Genomic DNA, 21,685 nt, shown 5'->3' on the forward strand with positions numbered 1-21,685 from the left:
CAACTGATCGCTGAAATATTTCTTAACTGATCAGTATTGCGGCACGCTGGCCGGGGTTTTTAGTTATTACGATTACAGCTAACCGCTTAGCGATACGCTTCCGGGCTTGGGCAGGAGCAAATCAGGTTACGGTCGCCGTATACATCATCGATACGGGTTACCGTTGGCCAGAATTTGTTTTCTGCCACGTATTTGGCCGGGAAAGCCGCGTACTGGCGCTCGTAGGCGCGATCCCACGCCGGATCGAAGATATCTTCCATCGTGTGTGGCGCATAGGCCAGTGGGTTGTTATCTACGGTCCACTCGCCGGCTTCTACCTTGGCAATTTCCGTGCGGATAGTGCTCATCGCTTCAATAAACTTATCCAGCTCGGCTTTACTTTCTGATTCAGTAGGCTCAATCATCAGGGTGCCGGCTACCGGGAAGCTCATCGTGGGCGAGTGGTAGCCAAAGTCCATCAGGCGCTTGGCAATGTCCATCTCGGTAATACCACTGGCTTCTTTTAGCGGACGAATATCGATAATACATTCGTGTGCCACCCGGCCGTTAGTGCCGCGGTACAGTACCGGGAATAACGGGTCGAGTTTTTTCGCCATATAGTTCGCATTTAAAATGGCGTACTCGGTCGCCAGTTTTAAGCCTTCACCGCCCATCATGGCAATATACATCCAACTGATAGGTAAAATACCGGCGCTGCCAAAAGGTGCCGCTGATACGGCGCCGTTATTGCGGCCGGTACCTTCAATACCCACCACCGCATGGTTTGGCAGGAACGGGGCTAAATGGCTTTTCACGCCAATAGGGCCCATGCCGGGGCCGCCACCGCCGTGTGGAATACAGAAGGTTTTGTGCAGGTTTAAGTGCGACACGTCTGAGCCGATAAAGCCTGGTGAGGTTAACCCCACCTGGGCGTTCATGTTGGCACCGTCCATATACACCTGGCCGCCGTAGCTGTGAATAATGTCACACAGCTCGCGGATGCTCTCTTCAAACACACCGTGGGTTGACGGGTAAGTCACCATGATGGCAGCTAAGCGGTCGCCTACTTCGGCAGCTTTGGCTTTTAAGTCGGCCATGTCGATATTGCCCGACTTATCACAGTCTACCAATACCACGTCATAGCTGGTCATGGCAGCCGTGGCCGGGTTAGTACCGTGTGCCGACACCGGAATTAAGCAGATGTTACGGTGGCCTTCGCCACGGCTTTCGTGGTACTTACGAATGGCTACCATACCGGCGTATTCGCCCTGTGCACCCGAGTTAGGTTGCATAGAGATATTGTCATAGCCGGTGATGTTAATTAACCAGTCGCCCAGCTCGTTGATCATCTCGTAGTAACCATCGGCCTGATCGCGCGGTACAAAGGGGTGCAATGAGGCAAATTCCGGCCAGGTGATCGGGATCATCTCGGCCGTCGCGTTAAGCTTCATGGTGCACGAACCTAACGAGATCATCGAATGGTTAAGTGCTAAGTCTTTGTTTTCCAACTTTTTGATATAACGCAGCATCTCAGTCTCGCTGTGATACTGGTTAAACACCGGGTGGCCCAACACGCTGTCGGTACGGACTAAATCGGCCGGAATCGACTGGCTGCCTTCGCTTACAATAGCCGCGTCCAGTGCCTCAACCGTTAAACCGTGGCCGCTACCCAGCACAATATCAAACAGCTCAGCGATATCCGCTTTGCTGGTCGCTTCGTGGAAGCTTACTGCCAACACGTCGGCCATGTCGGTGCGCAGGTTAACACCGGCAGCTAAGGCACGGTTGATCACCTCAGCGCGGTTGGCGACGTTAAAAGTAATGGTATCGAACCAGTGGCCGTTCACCACCGCCACATTTTTGGCTGTTAAACCGGCAGCAAAAATATCGGCACTGCGGTGAATCCGCTCAGCGATATTCTTCAGGCCTTGCGGGCCATGGTACACGGCGTAGAACGAGGCAATATTGGCCAGCAATACCTGGGCGGTACAAATGTTCGAGTTGGCTTTTTCACGGCGGATGTGCTGCTCGCGGGTTTGCATCGCCATACGCAGCGCACTGTTACCGCGGCGGTCTTTCGACACACCAATAATACGGCCCGGCATAGAGCGTTTATAAGCGTCACGGGTAGCAAAAAAGGCGGCATGCGGGCCACCATACGCCATAGGTACGCCAAAACGCTGGGCACTGCCCAGTACCACGTCGGCCCCTAACTGGCCCGGCGCTTTTAACAGCATCAGCGCCATAGGATCAGTTGCTACCGCTACGATGGCTTTTTTCGCCTGCAGCGCGGCAATTAAGGCGCTGTCGTTACGAATATCACCGTTAGTTGACGGGTATTGCAATAAGGCACCAAACACATCATGTGCGTCAGCCTCGGCCGCTTTGCCTACTACAACGTCAAAACCAAACATTTCGGCGCGGGTTTTTACCACGTCAATAGTCTGCGGGTGCACATCGTCGCTGATGAAATACAGGTTAGACTTGCTCTTGGTTACCCGCTTAGCCAGTGCCATCGCTTCAGCGGCGGCAGTGGCTTCGTCCAGCAAGGAGGCGCTGGCCAGCTCCATCCCGGTTAAATCCAGCGTTAGCTGCTGGAAATTTAATAAAGATTCTAACCGGCCCTGAGCAATTTCTGGCTGGTACGGTGTGTAAGCCGTGTACCAGCCCGGGTTTTCCAGCACATTACGCAGGATCACATTCGGCGTTAACGTCGGGTGATAGCCCATACCAATGTACGACTTAAACATTTTATTCTTGCTGGCCACCTGCTTTAGCTTAGCCAGTGCATCGGCTTCAGTCATGGCCGGGCCAGTAGCTAATGGCTTAGGTAAACGGATGCCGGCCGGCACCGTTTGTGCAATCAGCGTTTCCATGCTGTCTACGCCCAGCTCGCTTAGCATAGCGGCAGTTTCGGCCGCATCCGGGCCTATGTGGCGCTGAATAAATTCTTCGTGGTTCGCAAGTTGCGACAGGGTTTTCACAGCGGAGTTGGTCATGCCTTGAATGTCCTGGTAAAGTTTCGTTGCTACTAACGTTAAGCCCCGTGGCTTATTTGGCACGGGGCTTACACAGCGGGTGACTAATGGTTACTCATCAATAGAGTTTTTATAGCCGGCGGCGTCTAACAGCGCTGACAGCTCGGCTTCATCAGCAATTTTAATTTTAAACATCCAGCCATCTTCGTACGGGCTGCTGTTTACCAGCTCGGGTGAATCAGCCAGGGCATCGTTAACTGCAACAATTTCACCTGACAGCGGTGCATAAATATCTGAGGCGGCTTTCACAGACTCTGCTACCGCACAGTCATCGCCCTGGTTTACGCTGTCGCCAACTTCCGGCAGTTCAACAAACACCATGTCACCTAATAAACCCTGGGCGTGTTCGGTAATACCGACAGTGTAAACACCGTTACCCTCATCACGGGCCCACTCGTGGCTGCTGGCGTATTTTAAATTGTTAGGAATTGAGCTCATTGTATAATCCTTAGCTGGCGTGTTCTTGTTAGTTTAGTTGTACATTAATCAAACAGTTTAGATGACTTTTTTACCCATGCGCACAAAGGCAGGCTTAACCACCTTTACCGCAACCATCTTACCGCGAATATCTACCTCGGCGCTGTCGCCGGTGCTGGCGGGCACCCGTGCCATGGCAATGCTAAAGCCCAGCGTGGGCGAGAAAGTGCCAGAGGTAATAATGCCCTCACCACCGTCAACCACTACGCGCTGGCCATGGCGCAGTACGCCCTTGGCTTCCATTACCAGGCCGACCAATTTGTCGGTGCCTGCCGCTTTTTGCTGCTCAAGCGCGCTACGGCCAATAAAGTTACGCTCTTCTGGCGCCCAGGCGATGGTCCAGCCCATGTTAGCCGCCAGTGGTGATACGGTTTCGTCCATATCCTGGCCGTATAGGTTCATGCCGGCTTCTAAGCGCAGCGTATCACGTGCACCTAAACCGGCCGGTGCCACACCGGCATCCAGCAGTTTTTGCCAAAAGTCAGCCGCTTGCTCGTTTGGCAGCGCAATTTCATAGCCATCTTCACCGGTGTACCCTGTGGTGGCGATAAATAACTCACCGGCCTGCACGCCAAAAAACGGTTTCATGCCGGCAACGGCAGCTTGTTGTTCAGCGGTTAATAAGGTTGCCACTTTGGCTTTGGCATTGGGGCCCTGCACCGCAATCATGGCAAACTCGGGCCGCTCCGTTACGCTAACGTTAAAGGCCGCTGCTTCTTTGCTGATGTGGGCTAAGTCTTTCTCGCGGGTGGCCGAGTTTACCACCAGGCGGAAGAAATCTTCCTGCAGAAAATACACAATTAAGTCGTCAATCACACCGCCGGCTTCATTTAACATGCCGCTGTACAGCGCCTTACCCGGCACAGTCAGCTTAGCGACATCGTTGGCCAGTAAATAACGCAAAAAGGCGCGGGTATTGGCGCCTTTTAAATCTACAATAGTCATGTGAGAAACGTCGAACATGCCGGCGTCGCGGCGTACCGCGTGATGTTCTTCAATTTGAGAGCCGTAATTGATTGGCATGTCCCAGCCAAAGAAGTCGACCATTTTGGCACCGGCTTCCAGGTGTTTGCCATGTAACGCAGTTTGATTAGCCATTGTTATGTCCTGCTTAATGTAAGGCCCGCTTGCGCTGTAAAGCGTTACTGCTGAACATTCTGAATATCCATACAGTTAAAGCGGATAAAAAGGCAGCCGGATTATAACGCAAGGCCGTGCTGGCAAACAGCCCCTGATTAATTAGTTTTTGTAATGCGACAAAGCCTATTACTAAAAAAACTAACCTAAGCTAAACGGGCACTTTTGCCAGCGGGCCGGGCTATTTTTGGCAGGTCACCACTGTTACCAAGGGCTGCAGCGATGATCTTACTTTTTAGCCAGGGTAATTGATCGACGCTGCTCATGCCGACAGCTCTTACCAGTTTTAGCAGTGGCTGGGCATTACTGAAACCGCGTTTAAAAGCTTCCATCGCCAGGATCAGGGTTTGCGCTTCGGCTTTGCGCCAGCGCTCGTAGCGCCTAAGCAGCCGCGGCTCGGCTATGTCGCTGCCCTGCGCCAGCGCCTCTGATATTAGTTCTCCTAATGCAGCAACATCCATCAGGCCTAAGTTCATCCCCTGGCCGGCCAGCGGATGTATGCTGTGTGCGGCATCCGCCACCAGCACAATACGGCCACGCAGCCAGCTATTGGCATAACGCATGCGCAGCGCAAAGGCGTTGGGCGTGTTATCAAGTTTAAGCACCCCCAGCACACTGTTGCTGGCCGCCGTAAGCGCCTGGCTAAAGGCGCCAGCGTCCAGTGCTAACAGCTCATTGGCGCGCGCTGGTGTGCAGCTCCAGACAATAGAGCATTTATGCTGCCCCGGCAGTGGTAACAGCGCCAGCGGGCCTGTAGGTAAAAATACCTGGCGGGCACAGTCGTGATGGGCAACTTCGGTAGAAATCGTGGCCACTATGGCTTGCTGCTCGTAATCCCAGTGCGTCAGTGGCAATTGAGCGTCACGGCGTACCCGCGAGTTTACGCCATCAGCACCTACCAGCAAGCGGCTTAAAATCAGTTGCTGCTGGTTAATATTCACCAGCACTTCGCGCTCGCTTTGTACCAGGCTGTTAATGGTGCAATTAAACACAAACTGCACATTGTTGTGCTGCGTAAGCTGCTGATACAGCGCGCGGCGAATTTGCTCATTATCGCAAATAAAGCCCAGCTGCGCCTGGCGCTCAGTGGCGGCATCAAATTCAATGCGGGCAAAGCTGTCGGCGTCCCATACCTGCATGGCATGATAGGGCTGGGCACTTTGCGCAAGCGCCGGCCAGGCGCCCAGCGCCGACAATAGCCGCACTGAGGCTAAATTAAGCGCACTGACACGCTGGTAGTCTGCACTGCCCTGAACCGGAGCCGCGCCCTGCTCCAGCAGCATAATATTCAGCCCGCTGGGCGCCAGCAGCAGCGCCAGGGTTAAACCGGCGCTGCCGGCGCCGACAATAGTTATGTCCACATTTTGCATTTAGCTGCGAAACCCCATAGCCTGCTCGGCCAGCGGCCGCTTTAATTCATCACATAATGTCATGGCCAGAAGGCCCAGGTTACGCCCCAGCGCAACAGCGCGCGAGCGGTTAGAAAACAGCCGCACTAAGGCATCAGTGGCGGTACTTACCCGCTTAATGTCCTGTTGCCTGGCTTGTTGATAGCCGCGCAGCATGGCATAGCCGCCAATATCATCCGCATGCTGCCTAAGCTGCTGTAGCAGCTGGGCAATATCTCTAAGCGCCAGGTTAAAGCCCTGGCCGGCGATCGGATGCAGGTTATGTAAACTGTTACCCAAAAGCGCCACCCGGTGACGCACGATATCGCCAGTCAGGCGTAAACTCAACGGGTAACAGGCACGCTTACCGACCGCACTGAACACGCCGGCGCGATAGCCAAAGGCTTGCTGTACCTGCTGTAAAAAGGCAGCATCGTCCAGCTGCATTAAGCACGCAACATCGGCATCATCAGCGGTATACACCAGCGAATAACGTTGTTTCGGCAGTGGCAGCAATGCGATAGGGCCATGCTCGGTAAAGCGCTCAAAAGCCGTCTGCTTATGTGCCCTTTCAAGCGCCAGGTTGGCAATAATGGCATGCTGGCCATAGGGCTGCTGCTTTACGCTAAAGCCTGCCAGTTGCCGGCTGGGTGACAAGCCGCCCTCGGCAATCACCAACAGGCGGGTATTCAAAGTGCGGCCATTACTTAGCTGCAATTGCTGATGTTGCAAGCCCGGCGTAATAGCGCTGATGGTGGCCGGTGCAATATAGCTCACATTGTTAAGTGCGCTAAGCCTGTTAGCCAGTAGCGCACCTAAGTGCTCTACCTCAACCACATAGCCAAGCGCCGGTTGCTGGTACTCGTCAGCACTGAGACAGGTTTTGCCAAAGTGGCCGCGATCCGACACCTTAATCTGCTCAATGGCGCAGGTATTGGGGCACAGCTCGCGCCACAGCCCCCAACTATCAAGCAACTCAGCGCTGCCGGCAGCCAATGCTATGCTGCGGCTATCAAAGCTAACCGGGCTGATAGTGTTGGCTTGCTGCTCTATAATGGCCAGCTTCAGCGCTGGCAGCGCCTGGCTTAACGCCACTGCCAGGGTGCTGCCGGCCATACCGCCACCGGCGATAACGATATCGACCAGCTCTGGATCGACTAGCTCAGAGTCTGTTAAAGGGCTTGCAGCTGCTGTCATTAATGCAATGTCTTATTGCTAACCGGCCGGGCACTGAATTTTTGCCCCACCTCGGTGTAACAGGCCAGTACCATAATACGAATATGCTCCAGCACCAAAAAATAGGCTTCGTCATTTTCTTCCGCACTGCCATCGTCTGTGGTGTGAATATCAATACGGGTGACTTCGGTCAGCTGATCAAGCGCTTCGCGCACATCAGCCGACACCAGCGATAAATCGGTCTGCTGCACAGCAAAGCCCACTAAAAATGCCTGTGTCCACTCTACCATCGCATCTAAACGTTCAGGCAGGCTGTCATCATCACTGGGCAGTAATAGTGCAAAGCTAAAATCATTTTTTGCCAGCGCGGCAGCTGTACTGTCAATCAGGCTAGTTACCTGCTGTTTTAACTCGGTGGGCAACGCCTGGCCGTCGTTGAGAAAATCGTGCAACACCGGCAGCAGCTGCTGCGCGTCCGGCTCGACGCCGGCACTTAACAGCCCGGCAATCAGGCCATGCACCTCAGCAGCCGAGGCCATCACATAGGCCTGGTCCAGCTTGTACATCCACTCATCGTAGCTTAGTAAAAAAGGGCTGCTCATATAACCATTCGTGCTGTGCTTAACTGGCTTTATGCTACCACCGCAGCGAAAAAGCGCCAACTTTAGCCGCAGAAAAACTGTGCCAGCGCAAAGCGTAAACAAAAGTTGCTGCAAAACCATGCAACTAGCTTAGCTTGCGGCAAAAGCAGTGCCGCCAACTCTATACAGTGCCGCATGCAGTGTTATACTTAAGGCCGTTCTCTGAGTTGTTGGTGATCAGGTGGATGTCCCTGAGCCGATACTTGTTTTTAAAAAGGGATTCTTCTGCGCTGCCAGTGTGCAGGCCCGGCCCGTACCGGGAAGCCTGAGGCAGCCATCTGACTCCCGCCTTGAACCTATGGTTCAAGGGCTAACACCAGACACGGCAATTTGGAGAACCCCTTTTCTTTACCCGCCAATGCGGCATACTGTGGCCAGTGTAACCGTGAATAGCGCCATCTTATGTCTTTACCGCCTAACCCACGCCAGCAACTACGGGCGCTAATACGCCAGCGGCGCAAACAATTAACTCCAAACCAGCAGCAGCTCGCAGCAACACAATTAGTGCAGCAGGTATTGGCTTTGCCGCTAATACAACAGAAACAGCATATCGCGCTGTATTTAGCCAACGACGGTGAATTAGACCCCTACCCGCTGATGCAAGCACTGTGGCAACAGGGTAAACAGCTGTATCTGCCGGTATTGCACCCCTTTAACGCCGGTTATCTGCTGTTTGTACACTACACCCCAGACACCCTGCTTTACCCCAACCGCTTTGGCATACCTGAGCCGTTGCCCGAATGTCACCGCGTACTACCGCTTAGGCAACTTGAGCTTATTTTTACCCCGCTGGTGGCCTTTGATCAGGCAGGAAACCGCCTGGGCATGGGTGGTGGCTTTTATGACAGAACCCTGGCGCAGCTGCCTAAAGACAGTACTTGTGAGGTTATCGGCCTGGCACACAGCTGTCAGCAGGTAGAGGCTGTACCTACCGAAGCCTGGGATATACCGCTAAAGCAGATTATTACGCCAGAACACATGTTTGAGTTTTAAGTATCTCAAAGCCTGTAGTATAAGATCCGGCCACAATACCCGCCCCGGCTCGGCACAGCAACTCGCCCTAATGCCTACGGCAGGGCTCAGACACTCTGTGCCGACCAGATCGGGTTTCTGGCCTCCTCATACCACACTCGTTATAACGTTCAACTGTTTTCGCCTTTTTCTGTTTTTGCCCTTTTGTCGGCAACCCCTTTCGATATAATATCCATCTGTATGGCTAAACCGATTTGGATCAGTAATGACACAAGATGAAATGAAAAAAAATGCCGCCTGGGCAGCTTTGCAGTATGTACCGCGTAACACTGTGGTAGGTGTCGGTACCGGCTCAACGGTCAATCATTTTATCGATGCCCTGGCCAGCATTAAGCACGAGATAAAAGGCGCAGTATCCAGCTCAGTGCAATCAACCGAGAAGCTGCAGGCGCTTGGCATAGCCGTGCTGGATTTAAACAGCATTGACAGTTTTAGCGTTTACGTAGACGGTGCCGATGAGATAAACCAGCACAAGCACATGATCAAAGGCGGTGGCGCTGCCCTTACCCGGGAAAAAATTGTTGCTGCTGTGGCAGAGCAGTTTATTTGTATCGTTGACCAGAGCAAGCAGGTTGACGTGCTGGGTAAGTTTCCACTGCCGGTAGAAGTTATTCCGATGGCGTCGGCCTATGTGGCGCGCCAGCTGACAAAGTTAGGTGGCCGGCCAGTATTGCGCCAGGGTGTTATTACCGATAACGGCAATGTGATTATAGATGTGCACGATTTAGCCATTACCGCGCCGGTAAAGCTGGAGCAGCAGATTAACAATATTGTTGGTGTGGTGTGTAACGGCATTTTTGCTAACCGCGCTGCAGATATGGTGCTGGTAGGCAGTGCTGACGGTACCCAGGTGATTAAATAACTTTTTACCACGTTAAAACGTGAAGCAATAACAGCAGGGCCCACGAAAATACAACAAGAATAATAAAACTTAGCTGAATTTATTTTTTAATTTAATGAAGAGAGTGACATGGAAAAATTTTCGCTGGCCAAAGACAAAATAAAAATATTGCTGCTGGAAGGCCTGCATCAAAGTGCAGTACAAAGCTTCAAAAACCAGGGCTACAGCAATATCGAGTATCTTAAAACCTCACTGCCGGAAGACGAGCTGATTGAGCGTATTAAAGATGTGCACTTTATCGGTATCCGCTCTCGTACCCAGTTAACCGAAAAAGTGCTGGATGCCGCCGGCAAATTAGTCGCCATTGGCTGCTTTTGTATCGGTACTAACCAGGTTGATTTAACGGCCGCATTAAAACGCGCTATTCCGGTATTTAATGCGCCCTTTTCTAATACCCGCTCGGTAGCCGAGTTGGTGCTGGGCGAAATTATTATGTTGCTGCGCGGTATTCCGCAGCGCTCTGCTGCCGCGCATCGGGGCGAGTGGCAAAAAACCGCCAATAACTCGTTTGAAGCCCGTGGCAAAACCCTCGGCATTATCGGTTATGGCCATATCGGCACCCAGCTTAGCATCATGGCCGAAAACATCGGCATGCGCGTGCAGTTTTACGATATTGAAGACAAGCTGGTACTGGGTAATGCCACCCAGGTCGACTTTGGCACCCTGCTAAAAACCTCTGATGTGATTACCTTGCACGTGCCGGAGACGCCGCAAACCAAAAATATGATTGGTGAAGCCGAGCTTGAGCTGATGAAACCCGGCAGCATCTTAATTAATGCCTCGCGCGGTACCGTGGTCGATATTGATGCATTAACCGAAGCACTACGCAGCAAAAAGCTCTCCGGCGCAGCGATAGACGTGTTTCCGGTTGAGCCTAAAGGTAACGATGAAGAGTTTATCTCGCCACTGCGCGAGTTTGACAATGTCATTTTAACGCCACACATTGGCGGCTCTACCCAGGAAGCGCAGGAAAATATCGGCTTTGAAGTGGCCGGCAAGCTGGTGAAATACAGCGACAATGGCTCTACCCTATCTGCAGTTAACTTCCCGGAAGTGTCCTTGCCAGAGCATAAAGGCCGCTCACGCTTGCTGCATATTCATAAAAACCAGCCGGGTGTGCTAACCAAGATTAACGAAGCCTTTGCCAAGCACAATATCAATATCGCTGGCCAGTACCTGCAAACCAACGCCGAAATTGGTTATGTGGTTATTGATATCGACTCAGACGATGTTGAGCAGGCACTTAACGAGCTAAAAGCCATACCAGGCACGTTGCGCGCCCGCGTATTGCACTAAGCTATTACCAATAAAGCAAAAGCCCGCAAAAGCGGGCTTTATTATTTGTAACATCGATTACTCATCATCCTGCATTTCGTTTAGCAGCGTCTCGGCCAGCTCATCCGGCAGCACCACTACGCCCGGGCCGTCAGTGTCCGGCAGCACAGCAATGGCCAGCTCATCACCATTTAAGCCAGATGTCCACTTATCCAGCCAGGTGTCTACATCTACCGCCTGCGCAGTACAGTGTGACCATTCACCTTCAATCCACTGCTCGGCCAGCTCGGCATGCGGCCATACCGGAATACAGCGCTCATCTTCGGCGCTTACCAGCACAAAACCATCGTCATCGACTAAAATCCAGATCTTTTCCAGATCCGCGACCGCCTGAATAAAGTAGGCATAGCGCTGCTCAGCATCCAGCGCGGTAATGCGGTTGAGTTCGTCGGCGGTTAATTGGTATTCCATAATCAGGTTCCTAAAGTGGCAGCAAGAATGGCGCTAATGATGACGGATCTGCGGCTGTTTTACCAATAAAATTAAGCAAACCAGGCACTGCCCGCTGCCAGCAGCAAGGCATAACGCGCTGCCTTGCCCAACAGTACCAACGGCAGAAACAGGCGAAAACGCATTTTTAATACTCCGGCGACCAGCGTAAGCGGATCACCGACTACCGGCAGCCAGGCCAGTAACAGGCACCAACTGCCGTAGCGCTGAAATTGCAGCTGTGCCCGGCTAAGTGCCGTTGCCGATACCGGAAACCAGCGCTTGTGCTGAAAATCCAGCAAGCAAGTACCCAGATACCAGTTAACACAAGAGCCCAACGTATTGCCGGCGGTGGCGGCAACCAGCAGCCACAGTACGCTGTAACCCTGCGCTTGCAACACCAGCAGCAGCACTTCACTGGACGCCGGGAATAAGGTAGCGGCAATAAAGCCGCTAAAAAACAAACTGAGGTAAGCCATCAACTGCAAATAATGGGTCCAAATAATGGGGTCAGAGCTCTCTGACCCCATTTTCGCCCCCATTTTGGGGTGGTTAGCTAAACAATACTTGCCAGGCCAGGCGTAGCCAGATCGCCCACAGCACCGCGCAGCCAAGCAGAAATACATTAAAGCGGCTACGCACATGGTTGGTACCAATATGAATAATGGTATGCACGATACGCAGTAACACAAAAGTGGCGCCCAGTGCGGCATAGGCTATATCGGCCAGGCCCAGTTGCAGCACAAACAGCACGCTGAATAAATACAGCATCGGCATTTGAAACTGGTTATCAAAGTTACGGCTGGTGGCAATCACCTGCTCGTTAGCGCCGGTCAGGTTCATGGTTTTAAACGCCGCTACGCTGATTTCTTTGTTTTTTGCCGCCCTAATGCGCCGCCGCCCCATTAACACCATCACTATGCTGGTCAGCAATACCTGCACAAATACCGGCAGTAACACTAATTTTTCCATGTTTTTCTCCTTAGAAAGTTGTGCAGAGCTTAATGCAGCAGGCAAAAAGAAGCCAGCGCCTTAAAACTGTCATCTTCAGCCTTTATATTTTGGCCAAAGATAGGGTTATACTGCGTCGTCTTTTTGGTTAGGTGACGCTATGGCGCAATTATATTTTTACTACTCGGCAATGAACGCCGGTAAATCGACCTCTTTACTGCAAAGTGCTTATAACTATCAGGAAAGAGGCATGACGGTGGCTATTTACACTGCGGCGCTGGATAACCGCTTCGGTCTGGGCAAGGTCAGCTCACGTATTGGCCTGGCGATGGACGCGCATATTTTTGACGGCGAGTTTGATTTTGTCGCGCATGTACAGCAGTTAAAGCAGCAAGGCCGGTTAGATTGTGTGCTGATAGATGAAGCACAGTTTTTATCTAAAGCCCAGGTACGCCAGCTGACCGAGGTAGTAGATACACTGAATATACCGGTGCTGGCCTTTGGCCTGCGCACCGACTTTTTAGGCGAAACCTTTGCCGGCAGCCAGGCGCTGCTGGCCTGGGCCGATAAACTTATTGAGCTTAAAACCATTTGCCACTGCGGCCGTAAAGCTAACTTTGTGGTGCGCCTTGATGAACATGGCAAGGCTGCCACGGCCGGCTCGCAGGTGCAAATTGGCGGTAACGAAAGCTATGTGTCAATGTGCCGGGCCCACTTTAAAGCCCTGGTGTGGCAGGACAAAACCGCAGCGGATAAACAAACGGAGTAACAAATGAAAATTCTCTATGGCGTGCAGGCAACCGGTAATGGTCATATCAGCAGAGCCCGCGCTATGGAGCCTTATCTGACACAGGCCGGCGCTCAGGTAGACTACCTGTTCTCGGGCCGCGAGCCGTCGCAATTTTTCGATATGCAGCAGTTTGGCAACTATAGCGTCAAGCGCGGCCTCACCTTCATTACCGAAGCCGGGCGGGTTAACTACTGGCAAAGTATTAAGCAGGCCTCGCTGCGCCAGCTCTGGCAAGACATTACCCAGTTGGATGTCAGCGGCTATGACCTGGTGATTACCGACTTTGAGCCAATAAGCGCCCATGCTGCGCGCCGCGCCGGTAAACGCAGTGTTGCACTGGGCCATCAGTATGCGTTTTTACACCAAATTCCCATGCAGCATGCCAACCTGATGACACAGCTGGTGTTTAAACACTTTGCTCCGGCACAGACACAGCTGGGGCTGCACTGGCATCATTTTAACCAGCCAATATTGCCACCCATTATTGACGGCGCACTAGATAGCGCTGAGGTGAAGGACCATAAAGTGCTGGTGTATCTGCCGTTTGAGCAGCAACAGCAGGTGATTAGCATGCTAACACCGCTGACAGACTATCAGTTTTACCTGTACGGCCCGGGGTTGACGGCAGCCAGTCTCGGCCATATTCACACTCACCCGCCGGCGCTGCAGCCGTTTAAAAACGACTTGGCCAGCTGCCGCTTTGTGCTTAGTAACGCCGGCTTTGAGCTGATAAGTGAAGCACTGCAGCTGAGTAAACGCATCATGGTAAAACCGCTTAACGGCCAGATGGAGCAACATTCTAATGCTTTGGCACTGCAGCAGCTTAATTTAGCCAGCACCACCGACAGCCTTAACAGCCAGACAATAGCCAGCTGGTTAAGCGCCACCCAGGCCTACCACCAGGTGCACTACCCCAATGTCGCCAAAGCGATCAGCCAGTGGCTATTGCAGGGGGCAGAGGGTGAGGTGGCAGCGCTGTGCCGCCAGTTATGGCGCTAAGCGCTTCACATAAAGCCGCTGCCGCGCACTGGCCACACTGCGCAGATCTGCTGTAGCGATTTTGGCCAAAAGCGACAATTCCGTTATAGTAACAGCAGATCACTAATCTGGGCTGACTATGGCTGACACTGTTAACGCGCTACCACATTTCTGGCCGGTGTTGCAGGCCTTACCCACTCCTGTGCTGTATAAAGAACACAGCCGTAGCCGCATTTTGGCCAATGCCGCTGCCCTGGCTTTATTTAACAGCGAAAGTAACAGCAGCCCCGGCGATAGCAGCCTGTCACTGGCGGACATTCAGCAGCTACCGCTGTATAACGCCGACAACGCCAAACGCTATGATTTGCTACACAATCCGCTGTTAATGGCACTTAGCGGCAGTGAAATGCAACTGAGCCTGTTAGTCGGTGACAGTGCCGCCCCCGACAGCCGCCGTTGCTATCAGCTACACAGTAAACTGGTTGCCCTGTCTTTTACCCTGCACAGCAGCGTGTTAATCAGCCTGCTGCCTGCGGCGGGCCATGCACAAGTGATAAGCGGTCAGCTACCCGCCACTGATATCGCCGAACTGGAAGAGGCCCTGGCGTTTGACAAGCTGATCTCGCTTATTTCCACTGAACTGATTAATGTGCAGGACCAACAGCTGGACCAGCATATTCACGATGCACTGGCCGCCGTTGGTGAGTTTTGCCATAGTGACCGCAGCTATGTGTTTCAGTTTACGCCCGATTACACTGAAATGAGCAACACCCATGAATGGGTGCGCCAGGGCATTAGCAGCCATCAGGCACAGTTGCAGCACATACCAAAAGCCGCTTTACCCTATTTTTTCAGCAAAATGGCACAGGATTATGTGTTTGCGGTCAGTGATGTCAGTAAATTGCCTGCAGAAGCCGCTGCAGAGCAGCAGGAATTTGTCGCCGAAGATATACAATCGGTTCTGTGCTGCGCCATGCGCTCTGATGAAGAATTGCTGGGTTTTGTCGGCTGCGATATGGTATCGCGCCGCCGCGACTGGACCAGCACCGATCTGCGCCGGATGAAACTGGTTGGCGATATGCTGGCCAAAACGCTGCAAAATGTGCGTTATCGTCAATCGCTGCAACAGATGCAACAACAATTGCTGGCCGCCAACAATGAGCTAACCCAGCTGGCGAATCAGGATGGCCTGACCGGTATCGCCAACCGCCGTCAGTTCGACCATTGCCTTAACAACGAACTGAAGCGTTGTAGCCGCAACGGGCTGCCGCTGGGGCTTATTCTGTTAGATATAGACCGTTTTAAAAGCTATAACGACCATTATGGTCATCAGGCCGGCGACGCGGCCCTTAAACAACTGGCGACGGTATTACAACAACAGGTAAAACGCCAGGGCGAGTTAGCAGCCCGCTACGGTGGCGAAGAGTTTGCCATTATTTTGCCGGGTAGCAACCTCTCTGCCTGCCAGCAGGTGGCAAACAATATCCGTCAGCAACTGGCCCAACTTAACATCAGCCACCAACACAGCGACATCAAATCTTACCTGACAGTTAGCCTGGGCTATTGCAGCAGTATCCCCAGCATACAAGATGACGGCCTGCAGCTGCTAAAACGGGTCGACGCTGCCTTATATCAGGCGAAAAAATCCGGCCGCGATCAAGCCTGCCCGGCACAGTAACCAGTACTGCGATAAAAAAGGCAGCCAAAGCTGCCTTACTCATCAATCATTGAAGGGGAGCTGGGTGCACTATGCCACAGACTTTGGCATAGTGCCCGGCTAAACTGTAACTTGACAACTTAAAAAGGTTGCGTTGGTTAGCGTAGCTATTTAGTCAAAGAACCCCGAGCGTGGCTCTGTGCTGTCAACCAGTTTTACCGGCCGGTTCAGCGGCTGGCCACCATCCCGACCAATAGGCACCCAAGGGATCATACCGCGACCTTTCGACGGATACGTCGAGAACAGGTCAAACGGAATAGACAGGTAAAAACCCTTACTAAAGCTACCTTCACCATATTCCTCCGACGACACATTGGTAATAGCTGCGTAAGCGCCAATCACTATGCCGCTGTCAAAGCGTTTAGCGAACCCGATATTAGCGCCTTTATCCTTTGCCAAAAATTGGCCCAGGTTTACCGTTAAGCGGGTATTTGGCAAAAACTCGGGGTGCCAATACAAATTCACATGCCCTGTCACGGCAGTATAATCAAAGAAATCAAAATCGTTCTCGTAAGAGCGCTGCTTCACATAGTTAACATCTACACCCAGCGCCCACTCACTGTCTACTGGCCGGTACAACACCTCAGCACCCACGCCGCCAAACATAGTCTCTAAATAACCGCCATAGGCTTGTACAAACCAGTCGGTAGCCGGCTGCTGCTGCCAGTGCAAATAGGCGTTATCCAGTGTTATCTTGCTGCGGGTAACATATTCACGTACAAAAGTTCTTACCCGTGGCAGCGGTGTGTTCTGTCCATCGACACCAAAGTTAAACTTATCGAAGTTTTCCAGCAGCGTAATTTTGGTGGTGGTACGCAGGCTTAGCTCGTCATTGGCCTGATACCCCAGCCCCAGATAGACGCCGCCCTGATACATGTAAAAGCTTTCAGGGTTACCAAAAGATTGCACCCAGAAGGTTTCAATACCACTGTAAAAGCCGCCCATTTCGGGTAGATTAACAGCTGCCAACGTGCTCTGTTGTGGCGACTGGCGCACATAGGTAGAGCGCACATCCGGTGTTAAGGTGGCATAGCTGGCATGCTGCTCAAAACGCGCAACATCGACTACTTTTTCTACCAACGCCAGGTTACCGCTTAACTCAACAATACGTAGGGTTTTAATACCCACCGGCGTATAAGGCAGCGCGGCCCGGGCAATACGTTCAGTGGCCTCCGTGTCGTCGCGGTAGTAAATCGAATGGCCATAAAGAATAAATTCATCACCTTCGGTTTTATAGGCTTTTAACACAAAACCCGCATCTTTAAACAGCTGCGATGGAAAGGCCTTTTCTTCTGCGCTAAGCGGCTTTACCACTCGTGGTGTCACTATCGGCGTTTTTGCTGGTTTAATTTTATATTGGTTATCTTCGTTTAAATTAAACTGATAATGTACCCCAAACCCCAGCGTGTTACCGCGCTGATAATTCAGGTCAAAACGGGCATCACCCCACTGATATACCGCACCGATATTCCAGCGGCTGTCTTGTGTGATCTCACCAGCACGGTCATTCTGATAATTATTACCTTCATACTCCAGCTTCAGCTTAAGCGGCTGCCAGGGCGTTTGGTATTCAACACCACCAAATAGTGAGGCCGGCCCTTTAAAAAACTGGTCATAATCAATACTGCCGCCGCGCCCACTGAAACCAATAGGACGAGAACAAAAACTGTCTTTTAACTGGCAAAAAGGGTTATCTGTGTTACCGGCATTGCCCAGGTAGCCCCAACCGATACCCAAGTGAAAATCCAGCTTATGCCATTTTTTACTTAAGCTAATAAACTCGCTCTCAAAAAAACCGGTGCCACCAAAATCGCGAAAACCTAGCGCAACCTGGGGCAAATAGGTGCTCTCTTTCAGCAACCTGAACTTAACATCTATACCTTTATCTTTGAGGGTCTGATCACCGCTAAAACCAGGATCAGCACTGTATAAACGGGTACGCACGTCAGTGTAACGCACGGTAGACTCTAACCAGTCATACAACTGAATACTTACCGACCAAAACCGATACTCTTCGTTATCGGTGTAGTTAACAAATAAACTGCCCTCTTCGGCCATACGGGCGGTTGGTGTTTGTATTAGCCCCACGCCACCATGGGCCATCTGTGACAAACCGCTATCGGGTTGCTGCCAGGTTTCCCCGGCTGCTACGTCAGCAGACGCGGGCAAGCTTACTACTGAGGCAATTAAAGTCAGGGAGATTATCGTTATCGTGTTACCGCTCATTACTTCACTCTGTGCCGGGCCAGGCCGGCTATGTCTTTATTTAATTGCATCAGGTCGCCAGACAGCAAACCGCCCGCGAAAGGAATATAAACCGAAGAACCCGGCATTAACTCAGTATATTGCTGGTTCCAGCTTGCCACACCGACCTGCTTTACCTCGCCTGTCGGCGTGATTATGAGCACATAGCTTAAATCGGCAACACTGCTGCGGCCGATAGCAGGCAAATAAGCAGTTACTGGCGTTACACCGGCATGCGGCAGGGTTAATACCTGGTCTACTGCGCCCCAAAACCGCACCGTTTGCGGTCTGGTGGTTAGCTGTAGTAGGTAATCGCCAGTATCAAAAGCCGGGTTATAACGGTTGTCTAAGCGTGCTAAATCATAATCTATCGCCAATACTCGGCGAGTTGCCAGCTGCCAGCCAGCGATATGGTAACTTAATTGGGTTAATGCTTCTTGTAGCTCAGAGCCTTGCTGTACCTTAACTTGTTCAATTTGTTGCAGCAGTGCCTGGCGCTCTGCCTCTGCACTGGCGTCTGACAAACTAAATAGTGACGCAGTAGGCCAGTACCAATCTTGTTGTAACGCTACCGGTGTCAGCACTGTAGTCAGCCTTGGCGGCTCTTTGTAATGCCAGCGTTGACCGTTAATGTCTACCGTCACAGCAGCATAAGCCGAAACTGTGATAAAGCAGAACAGTATAAGACAGAATGACCGGATCATAATGCCTCCGCTGGCACAGCAATGCCTGCCGCCTTGAATTGGCGCACTACTTCTGACACAAATACCAGCTCAAACGGCTTAGCTCCAGGCTGTAACTGCTGGCTGGCCTTAACCACCCGACCGCTTTTTGCTTCCAACCAAAATACGTTTTGCCAGCTGTTGTCAAACCTAACGAAGTTACTGGTATTTTCATACTGCATCTGCTCTATCACTTTAACTACCGGCAAAGTCTGACCAAAAAGCTGTAAGCTCTCGCCCTGCTGCACACTAAATGTCGAGCGAACCTGATAACCATATTCACCTTGCTGCCAGTCTGCCAGACGTAAGTAGCTGCTCTGCGTCGAGATACTCAAAGGCAGGTGCAAAGGATCACTGGCTTTATTGGTCAGGTGCAGTAAATCATTTTCCAACCCAAGCGTTCGAACAATGCGGCCATAGCGGGTTACCAGCATATTATTATCAGCCGACACCCACTTAAGTTGATCTTGCTCTATGTAAGCCAGCGCCAATGCGACCTGGGGTTCATCACCATGTTTAACATATAAATAATCGTACTTAGCCTGTGCAAAAAAATCATAAGGCAGTACTACATCCTTGTCGGCGCTTAATGCCACTTTAAACATACTAGCGTAGGCATGATAAGTGCCCGAGCAGGACGACAGCCACCACAGGCATAACGCACCAAAGCCCAGCCGCAAAAACATCATTATTGTACCCCGAGGTAAAACAAACAAAAAAGCCGCCTTGTTAGGCGGCTTCTATACTCAGAAAACTTAGTTTACTGGCTGTACGATAGCTGGGTAAGTAGTAATTACCGGCACTGTAGTTGTGCTGGTATTAGTACCAGTACCGGTTACAGTTACAGTGTTAGTGGTGTTAGTACAAACACCATTAGACAGCGTATCAACGCCGTTACATACTAATTCAAACTCTTGGCCGGGGTTGATAGTTGTACCACGGTTGTTAGAGATAATAGCTGCTGCAACTGCAGCACCAATACCCATAGCTGTTAACGTAGCTACCGATAAGCCACCGATACCAGCAGTGCCTGTACCACCAGCTTTTTCCTGTGCATTAACGCCAGTGCTTAATGCCAGAACGGCAGCAGCAATTACTAATTTTCTCATATCAAATCCCTCAATTAAAAACTTAAGTTTCCAGATACGCAAAGATTAAACCAAAGCCAAGCGCGACTCAACCTTTAAATGTGAAGAAATAGTACTTTTTTCCCCCATCACCTTACTTGCTCTGTATTAACAGTACTTTTGTTGCACTTTTGTAACAGCTTTGCCGTTATCTGCCACTACATTCAGGTTAACCACGCTCGGTAAGCCTAGCTCAGCATCACAGCCAGCCTTCACCACCAAGTCGCTACTGGCACAGCTATAATTAAAACCGGTAGGCGCGCGGCGCAGCAGCTCTATAATATGTTCCACCGCAAAACTGTCACACAGGGCATCCAATTGCAACAACAGGCTTTCCATCTCTGGCCAGGTTAAATACACTTCATCAGCCGCCATAATGCGCGGGTGCGCCGTTTCACGTACTTTTTCGCCAATCAGCAGTTCTTCATACAGTTTTTCGCCTGGCCGCAAGCCAGTAAACTTAATTTCAATATCACCGTTGGGGTGAATATCATCTTTCACTTCCAGCCCCATCAGGTGGATCATGCGTTTTGCCAAGTCAGCAATTTTTACCGGCTCACCCATATCCAGTACAAATACATCGCCGCCTTTACCCATAGCACCGGCCTGCAGTACTAACTGGGCGGCCTCGGGTATGGTCATAAAATAACGGATTATATCTTTATGGGTTACCGTTATGGGGCCACCTTTACGTATCTGCTCACGAAACAGCGGTACTACCGAACCACTGGAGCCTAATACATTACCAAAACGTACCATACAAAAGCGGGTAGCGCTTTGGCGCTGCGCCAGTGCCTGCAATACCAGTTCGGCTAAACGCTTAGATGCACCCATCACATTGGTTGGCCGCACCGCTTTGTCGGTTGAGATCAGTACAAAGGTTTCAACGCCAGCACTAATAGCCGCTTCGGCGGCATACCAGGTGCCAAACACATTGTTGCGCACCCCTTCTACTACGTTATATTCCACTAAAGGCACATGTTTGTAGGCTGCCGCGTGATATACCGTCTGCACCTTAAAGGCTTTCATTACCGTTTCCAGCCGGCTACGGCGCTGCACAGTGCCCATTACCGGAATAAGCTTAATATCCAGTTCCTGCTGTTTTATCAGGCTACTTAATTCCTGCTCTATGCTATAAAGGCCAAATTCCGATAATTCAAACAACACCAGCATAGACGGCTCACAGGTAACAATCTGGCGACACAACTCAGAGCCAATAGAGCCGCCGGCGCCGGTAACCATCACCACTTTACCTTTAATGTTGGCCTGCATCAATTTGGCTTTAGGGGTTACCGGGTCACGCCCCAGCAAGTCTTCAATCTTTACATCCTGCAACTCATCAATGCGCATAGAGCCATCAACCAGATCGCTCATACCGGGTATAGACTGCACTGGAATAGGCAGCTCTTCCAACGCGTCAAGCACCTCGCGCCTTCTGGCCCGACTGACAGACGGCAACGCCAGCAATATCCGGCTAATATTGTGCGATTTTATCAGGCTGGTGATCTGTGCCGGTGCCCCCACCGGCACACCTAAAATGGTAGAGCGATGCAAGGTAGTATCATCGTCAACAAACACCACCGGGTGGTATTGCTCACCGTTAATCAGTGCCTGGGCTAACTG

General features: G+C 51.6%; 20 protein-coding genes and 1 other RNA gene. 7 read left to right on the forward strand and 14 right to left on the reverse strand.

From position 1 onward, the window contains the following. Nucleotides 1-86: 86 nt before the first annotated feature. From gcvP to RNAN_RS17930, 6 genes are all read right to left on the reverse strand, one after another. Complete coding sequence (gene gcvP, locus RNAN_RS17905) at nt 87-2,978, reverse strand: aminomethyl-transferring glycine dehydrogenase (RefSeq protein ID WP_008224416.1); 2,892 nt, start codon at nt 2,976-2,978, stop codon at nt 87-89. Between the two features lie 90 nt (nt 2,979-3,068). Then, a complete protein-coding gene (gene gcvH / locus RNAN_RS17910) occupies nt 3,069-3,455 on the reverse strand; it encodes a glycine cleavage system protein GcvH (RefSeq protein ID WP_008224418.1) in 387 nt (128 codons plus the stop codon). A gap of 57 nt (nt 3,456-3,512) precedes the next feature. Then, nucleotides 3,513-4,592: a glycine cleavage system aminomethyltransferase GcvT gene (gcvT, locus tag RNAN_RS17915; RefSeq protein ID WP_008224421.1), complete on the reverse strand. Its 1,080-nt coding sequence runs from the start codon at nt 4,590-4,592 to the stop codon at nt 3,513-3,515. 185 nt (nt 4,593-4,777) lie between these two features. After that, a complete protein-coding gene (locus RNAN_RS17920; protein ID WP_040552617.1) occupies nt 4,778-6,001 on the reverse strand; it encodes an FAD-dependent monooxygenase in 1,224 nt (407 codons plus the stop codon). Then, nucleotides 6,002-7,216: a 2-octaprenyl-6-methoxyphenyl hydroxylase gene (gene ubiH / locus RNAN_RS17925; protein WP_008224424.1), complete on the reverse strand. Its 1,215-nt coding sequence runs from the start codon at nt 7,214-7,216 to the stop codon at nt 6,002-6,004. Continuing rightward, nucleotides 7,216-7,797 carry a UPF0149 family protein gene (locus RNAN_RS17930; RefSeq protein ID WP_008224425.1) on the reverse strand — a complete coding sequence of 194 codons (582 nt, stop codon included), beginning with the start codon at nt 7,795-7,797 and terminating at the stop codon, nt 7,216-7,218. Before RNAN_RS17930 ends, ubiH begins: the two co-directional genes overlap by 1 nt. Before the next feature lie 195 nt (nt 7,798-7,992). On the opposite strand from RNAN_RS17930, the gene ssrS reads away from it, so the two are divergent. The 4 genes from ssrS (at nt 7,993) to serA (ending at nt 11,065) form a co-directional block, all read left to right on the forward strand. Next, a non-coding RNA gene (gene ssrS / locus RNAN_RS19005) (6S RNA) lies at nt 7,993-8,177 on the forward strand. 61 nt (nt 8,178-8,238) lie between these two features. Then, the gene (locus tag RNAN_RS17935; RefSeq protein WP_008224427.1) at nt 8,239-8,829 is read left to right on the forward strand and encodes a 5-formyltetrahydrofolate cyclo-ligase; all 591 of its coding nucleotides are present in this window, start codon (nt 8,239-8,241) and stop codon (nt 8,827-8,829) included. 244 nt (nt 8,830-9,073) lie between these two features. Then, on the forward strand, nt 9,074-9,730 hold the full coding sequence (rpiA, locus tag RNAN_RS17940) for a ribose-5-phosphate isomerase RpiA (RefSeq protein WP_008224428.1): 657 nt from the start codon (nt 9,074-9,076) through the stop codon (nt 9,728-9,730). Nucleotides 9,731-9,838: 108 nt separating this feature from the next. Next, nucleotides 9,839-11,065, forward strand: coding sequence for a phosphoglycerate dehydrogenase (gene serA / locus RNAN_RS17945; RefSeq protein WP_008224429.1), 1,227 nt, complete (start codon nt 9,839-9,841; stop codon nt 11,063-11,065). A gap of 57 nt (nt 11,066-11,122) precedes the next feature. Here serA and RNAN_RS17950 read toward each other — a convergent pair whose 3' ends face one another. The 3 genes from RNAN_RS17950 to RNAN_RS17960 form a co-directional block, all read right to left on the reverse strand. Beyond that, the gene (locus RNAN_RS17950) at nt 11,123-11,515 is read right to left on the reverse strand and encodes a DUF2750 domain-containing protein (RefSeq protein WP_008224430.1); all 393 of its coding nucleotides are present in this window, start codon (nt 11,513-11,515) and stop codon (nt 11,123-11,125) included. Nucleotides 11,516-11,586: 71 nt separating this feature from the next. Next, on the reverse strand, nt 11,587-12,063 hold the full coding sequence (locus tag RNAN_RS17955) for a YqaA family protein (RefSeq protein ID WP_237739948.1): 477 nt from the start codon (nt 12,061-12,063) through the stop codon (nt 11,587-11,589). 22 nt (nt 12,064-12,085) lie between these two features. Further along, complete coding sequence (locus RNAN_RS17960) at nt 12,086-12,505, reverse strand: MAPEG family protein (RefSeq protein ID WP_008224433.1); 420 nt, start codon at nt 12,503-12,505, stop codon at nt 12,086-12,088. 139 nt (nt 12,506-12,644) lie between these two features. Here RNAN_RS17960 and RNAN_RS17965 point away from each other — a divergent pair, with 139 nt between their 5' ends. From RNAN_RS17965 to RNAN_RS17975, 3 genes are all read left to right on the forward strand, one after another. Continuing rightward, complete coding sequence (locus RNAN_RS17965; protein ID WP_008224435.1) at nt 12,645-13,253, forward strand: thymidine kinase; 609 nt, start codon at nt 12,645-12,647, stop codon at nt 13,251-13,253. A gap of 3 nt (nt 13,254-13,256) precedes the next feature. After that, on the forward strand, nt 13,257-14,273 hold the full coding sequence (locus RNAN_RS17970; protein ID WP_008224437.1) for an MJ1255/VC2487 family glycosyltransferase: 1,017 nt from the start codon (nt 13,257-13,259) through the stop codon (nt 14,271-14,273). A 118-nt stretch (nt 14,274-14,391) separates the two neighbouring features. Next, nucleotides 14,392-15,930: a GGDEF domain-containing protein gene (locus tag RNAN_RS17975; protein WP_008224440.1), complete on the forward strand. Its 1,539-nt coding sequence runs from the start codon at nt 14,392-14,394 to the stop codon at nt 15,928-15,930. Nucleotides 15,931-16,080: 150 nt separating this feature from the next. On the opposite strand, the gene RNAN_RS17980 is transcribed toward RNAN_RS17975, so the two are convergent. The 5 genes from RNAN_RS17980 to RNAN_RS18000 form a co-directional block, all read right to left on the reverse strand. Beyond that, nucleotides 16,081-18,195, reverse strand: coding sequence for a YjbH domain-containing protein (locus RNAN_RS17980; RefSeq protein ID WP_008224443.1), 2,115 nt, complete (start codon nt 18,193-18,195; stop codon nt 16,081-16,083). Then, nucleotides 18,195-18,917, reverse strand: a complete 723-nt coding sequence (locus RNAN_RS18800) for a capsule biosynthesis GfcC family protein (protein ID WP_008224445.1) — start codon at nt 18,915-18,917, stop codon at nt 18,195-18,197. The genes RNAN_RS17980 and RNAN_RS18800 overlap by 1 nt, the downstream gene beginning before the upstream one ends. Beyond that, the gene (locus tag RNAN_RS17990) at nt 18,914-19,624 is read right to left on the reverse strand and encodes a YjbF family lipoprotein (RefSeq protein ID WP_148275790.1); all 711 of its coding nucleotides are present in this window, start codon (nt 19,622-19,624) and stop codon (nt 18,914-18,916) included. The genes RNAN_RS18800 and RNAN_RS17990 overlap by 4 nt, the downstream gene beginning before the upstream one ends. A 66-nt stretch (nt 19,625-19,690) precedes the next feature. Beyond that, complete coding sequence (locus tag RNAN_RS17995) at nt 19,691-20,086, reverse strand: hypothetical protein (RefSeq protein WP_237739949.1); 396 nt, start codon at nt 20,084-20,086, stop codon at nt 19,691-19,693. Nucleotides 20,087-20,170: 84 nt separating this feature from the next. Continuing rightward, nucleotides 20,171-21,685 (reverse strand): polysaccharide biosynthesis protein (locus RNAN_RS18000; protein WP_040552618.1); only part of this gene is annotated, 1,515 nt, incomplete at its 5' end.

The organism is Rheinheimera nanhaiensis E407-8 (assembly GCF_000296695.1).
GTDB classification, from domain to species: domain Bacteria; phylum Pseudomonadota; class Gammaproteobacteria; order Enterobacterales; family Alteromonadaceae; genus Alishewanella; species Alishewanella nanhaiensis.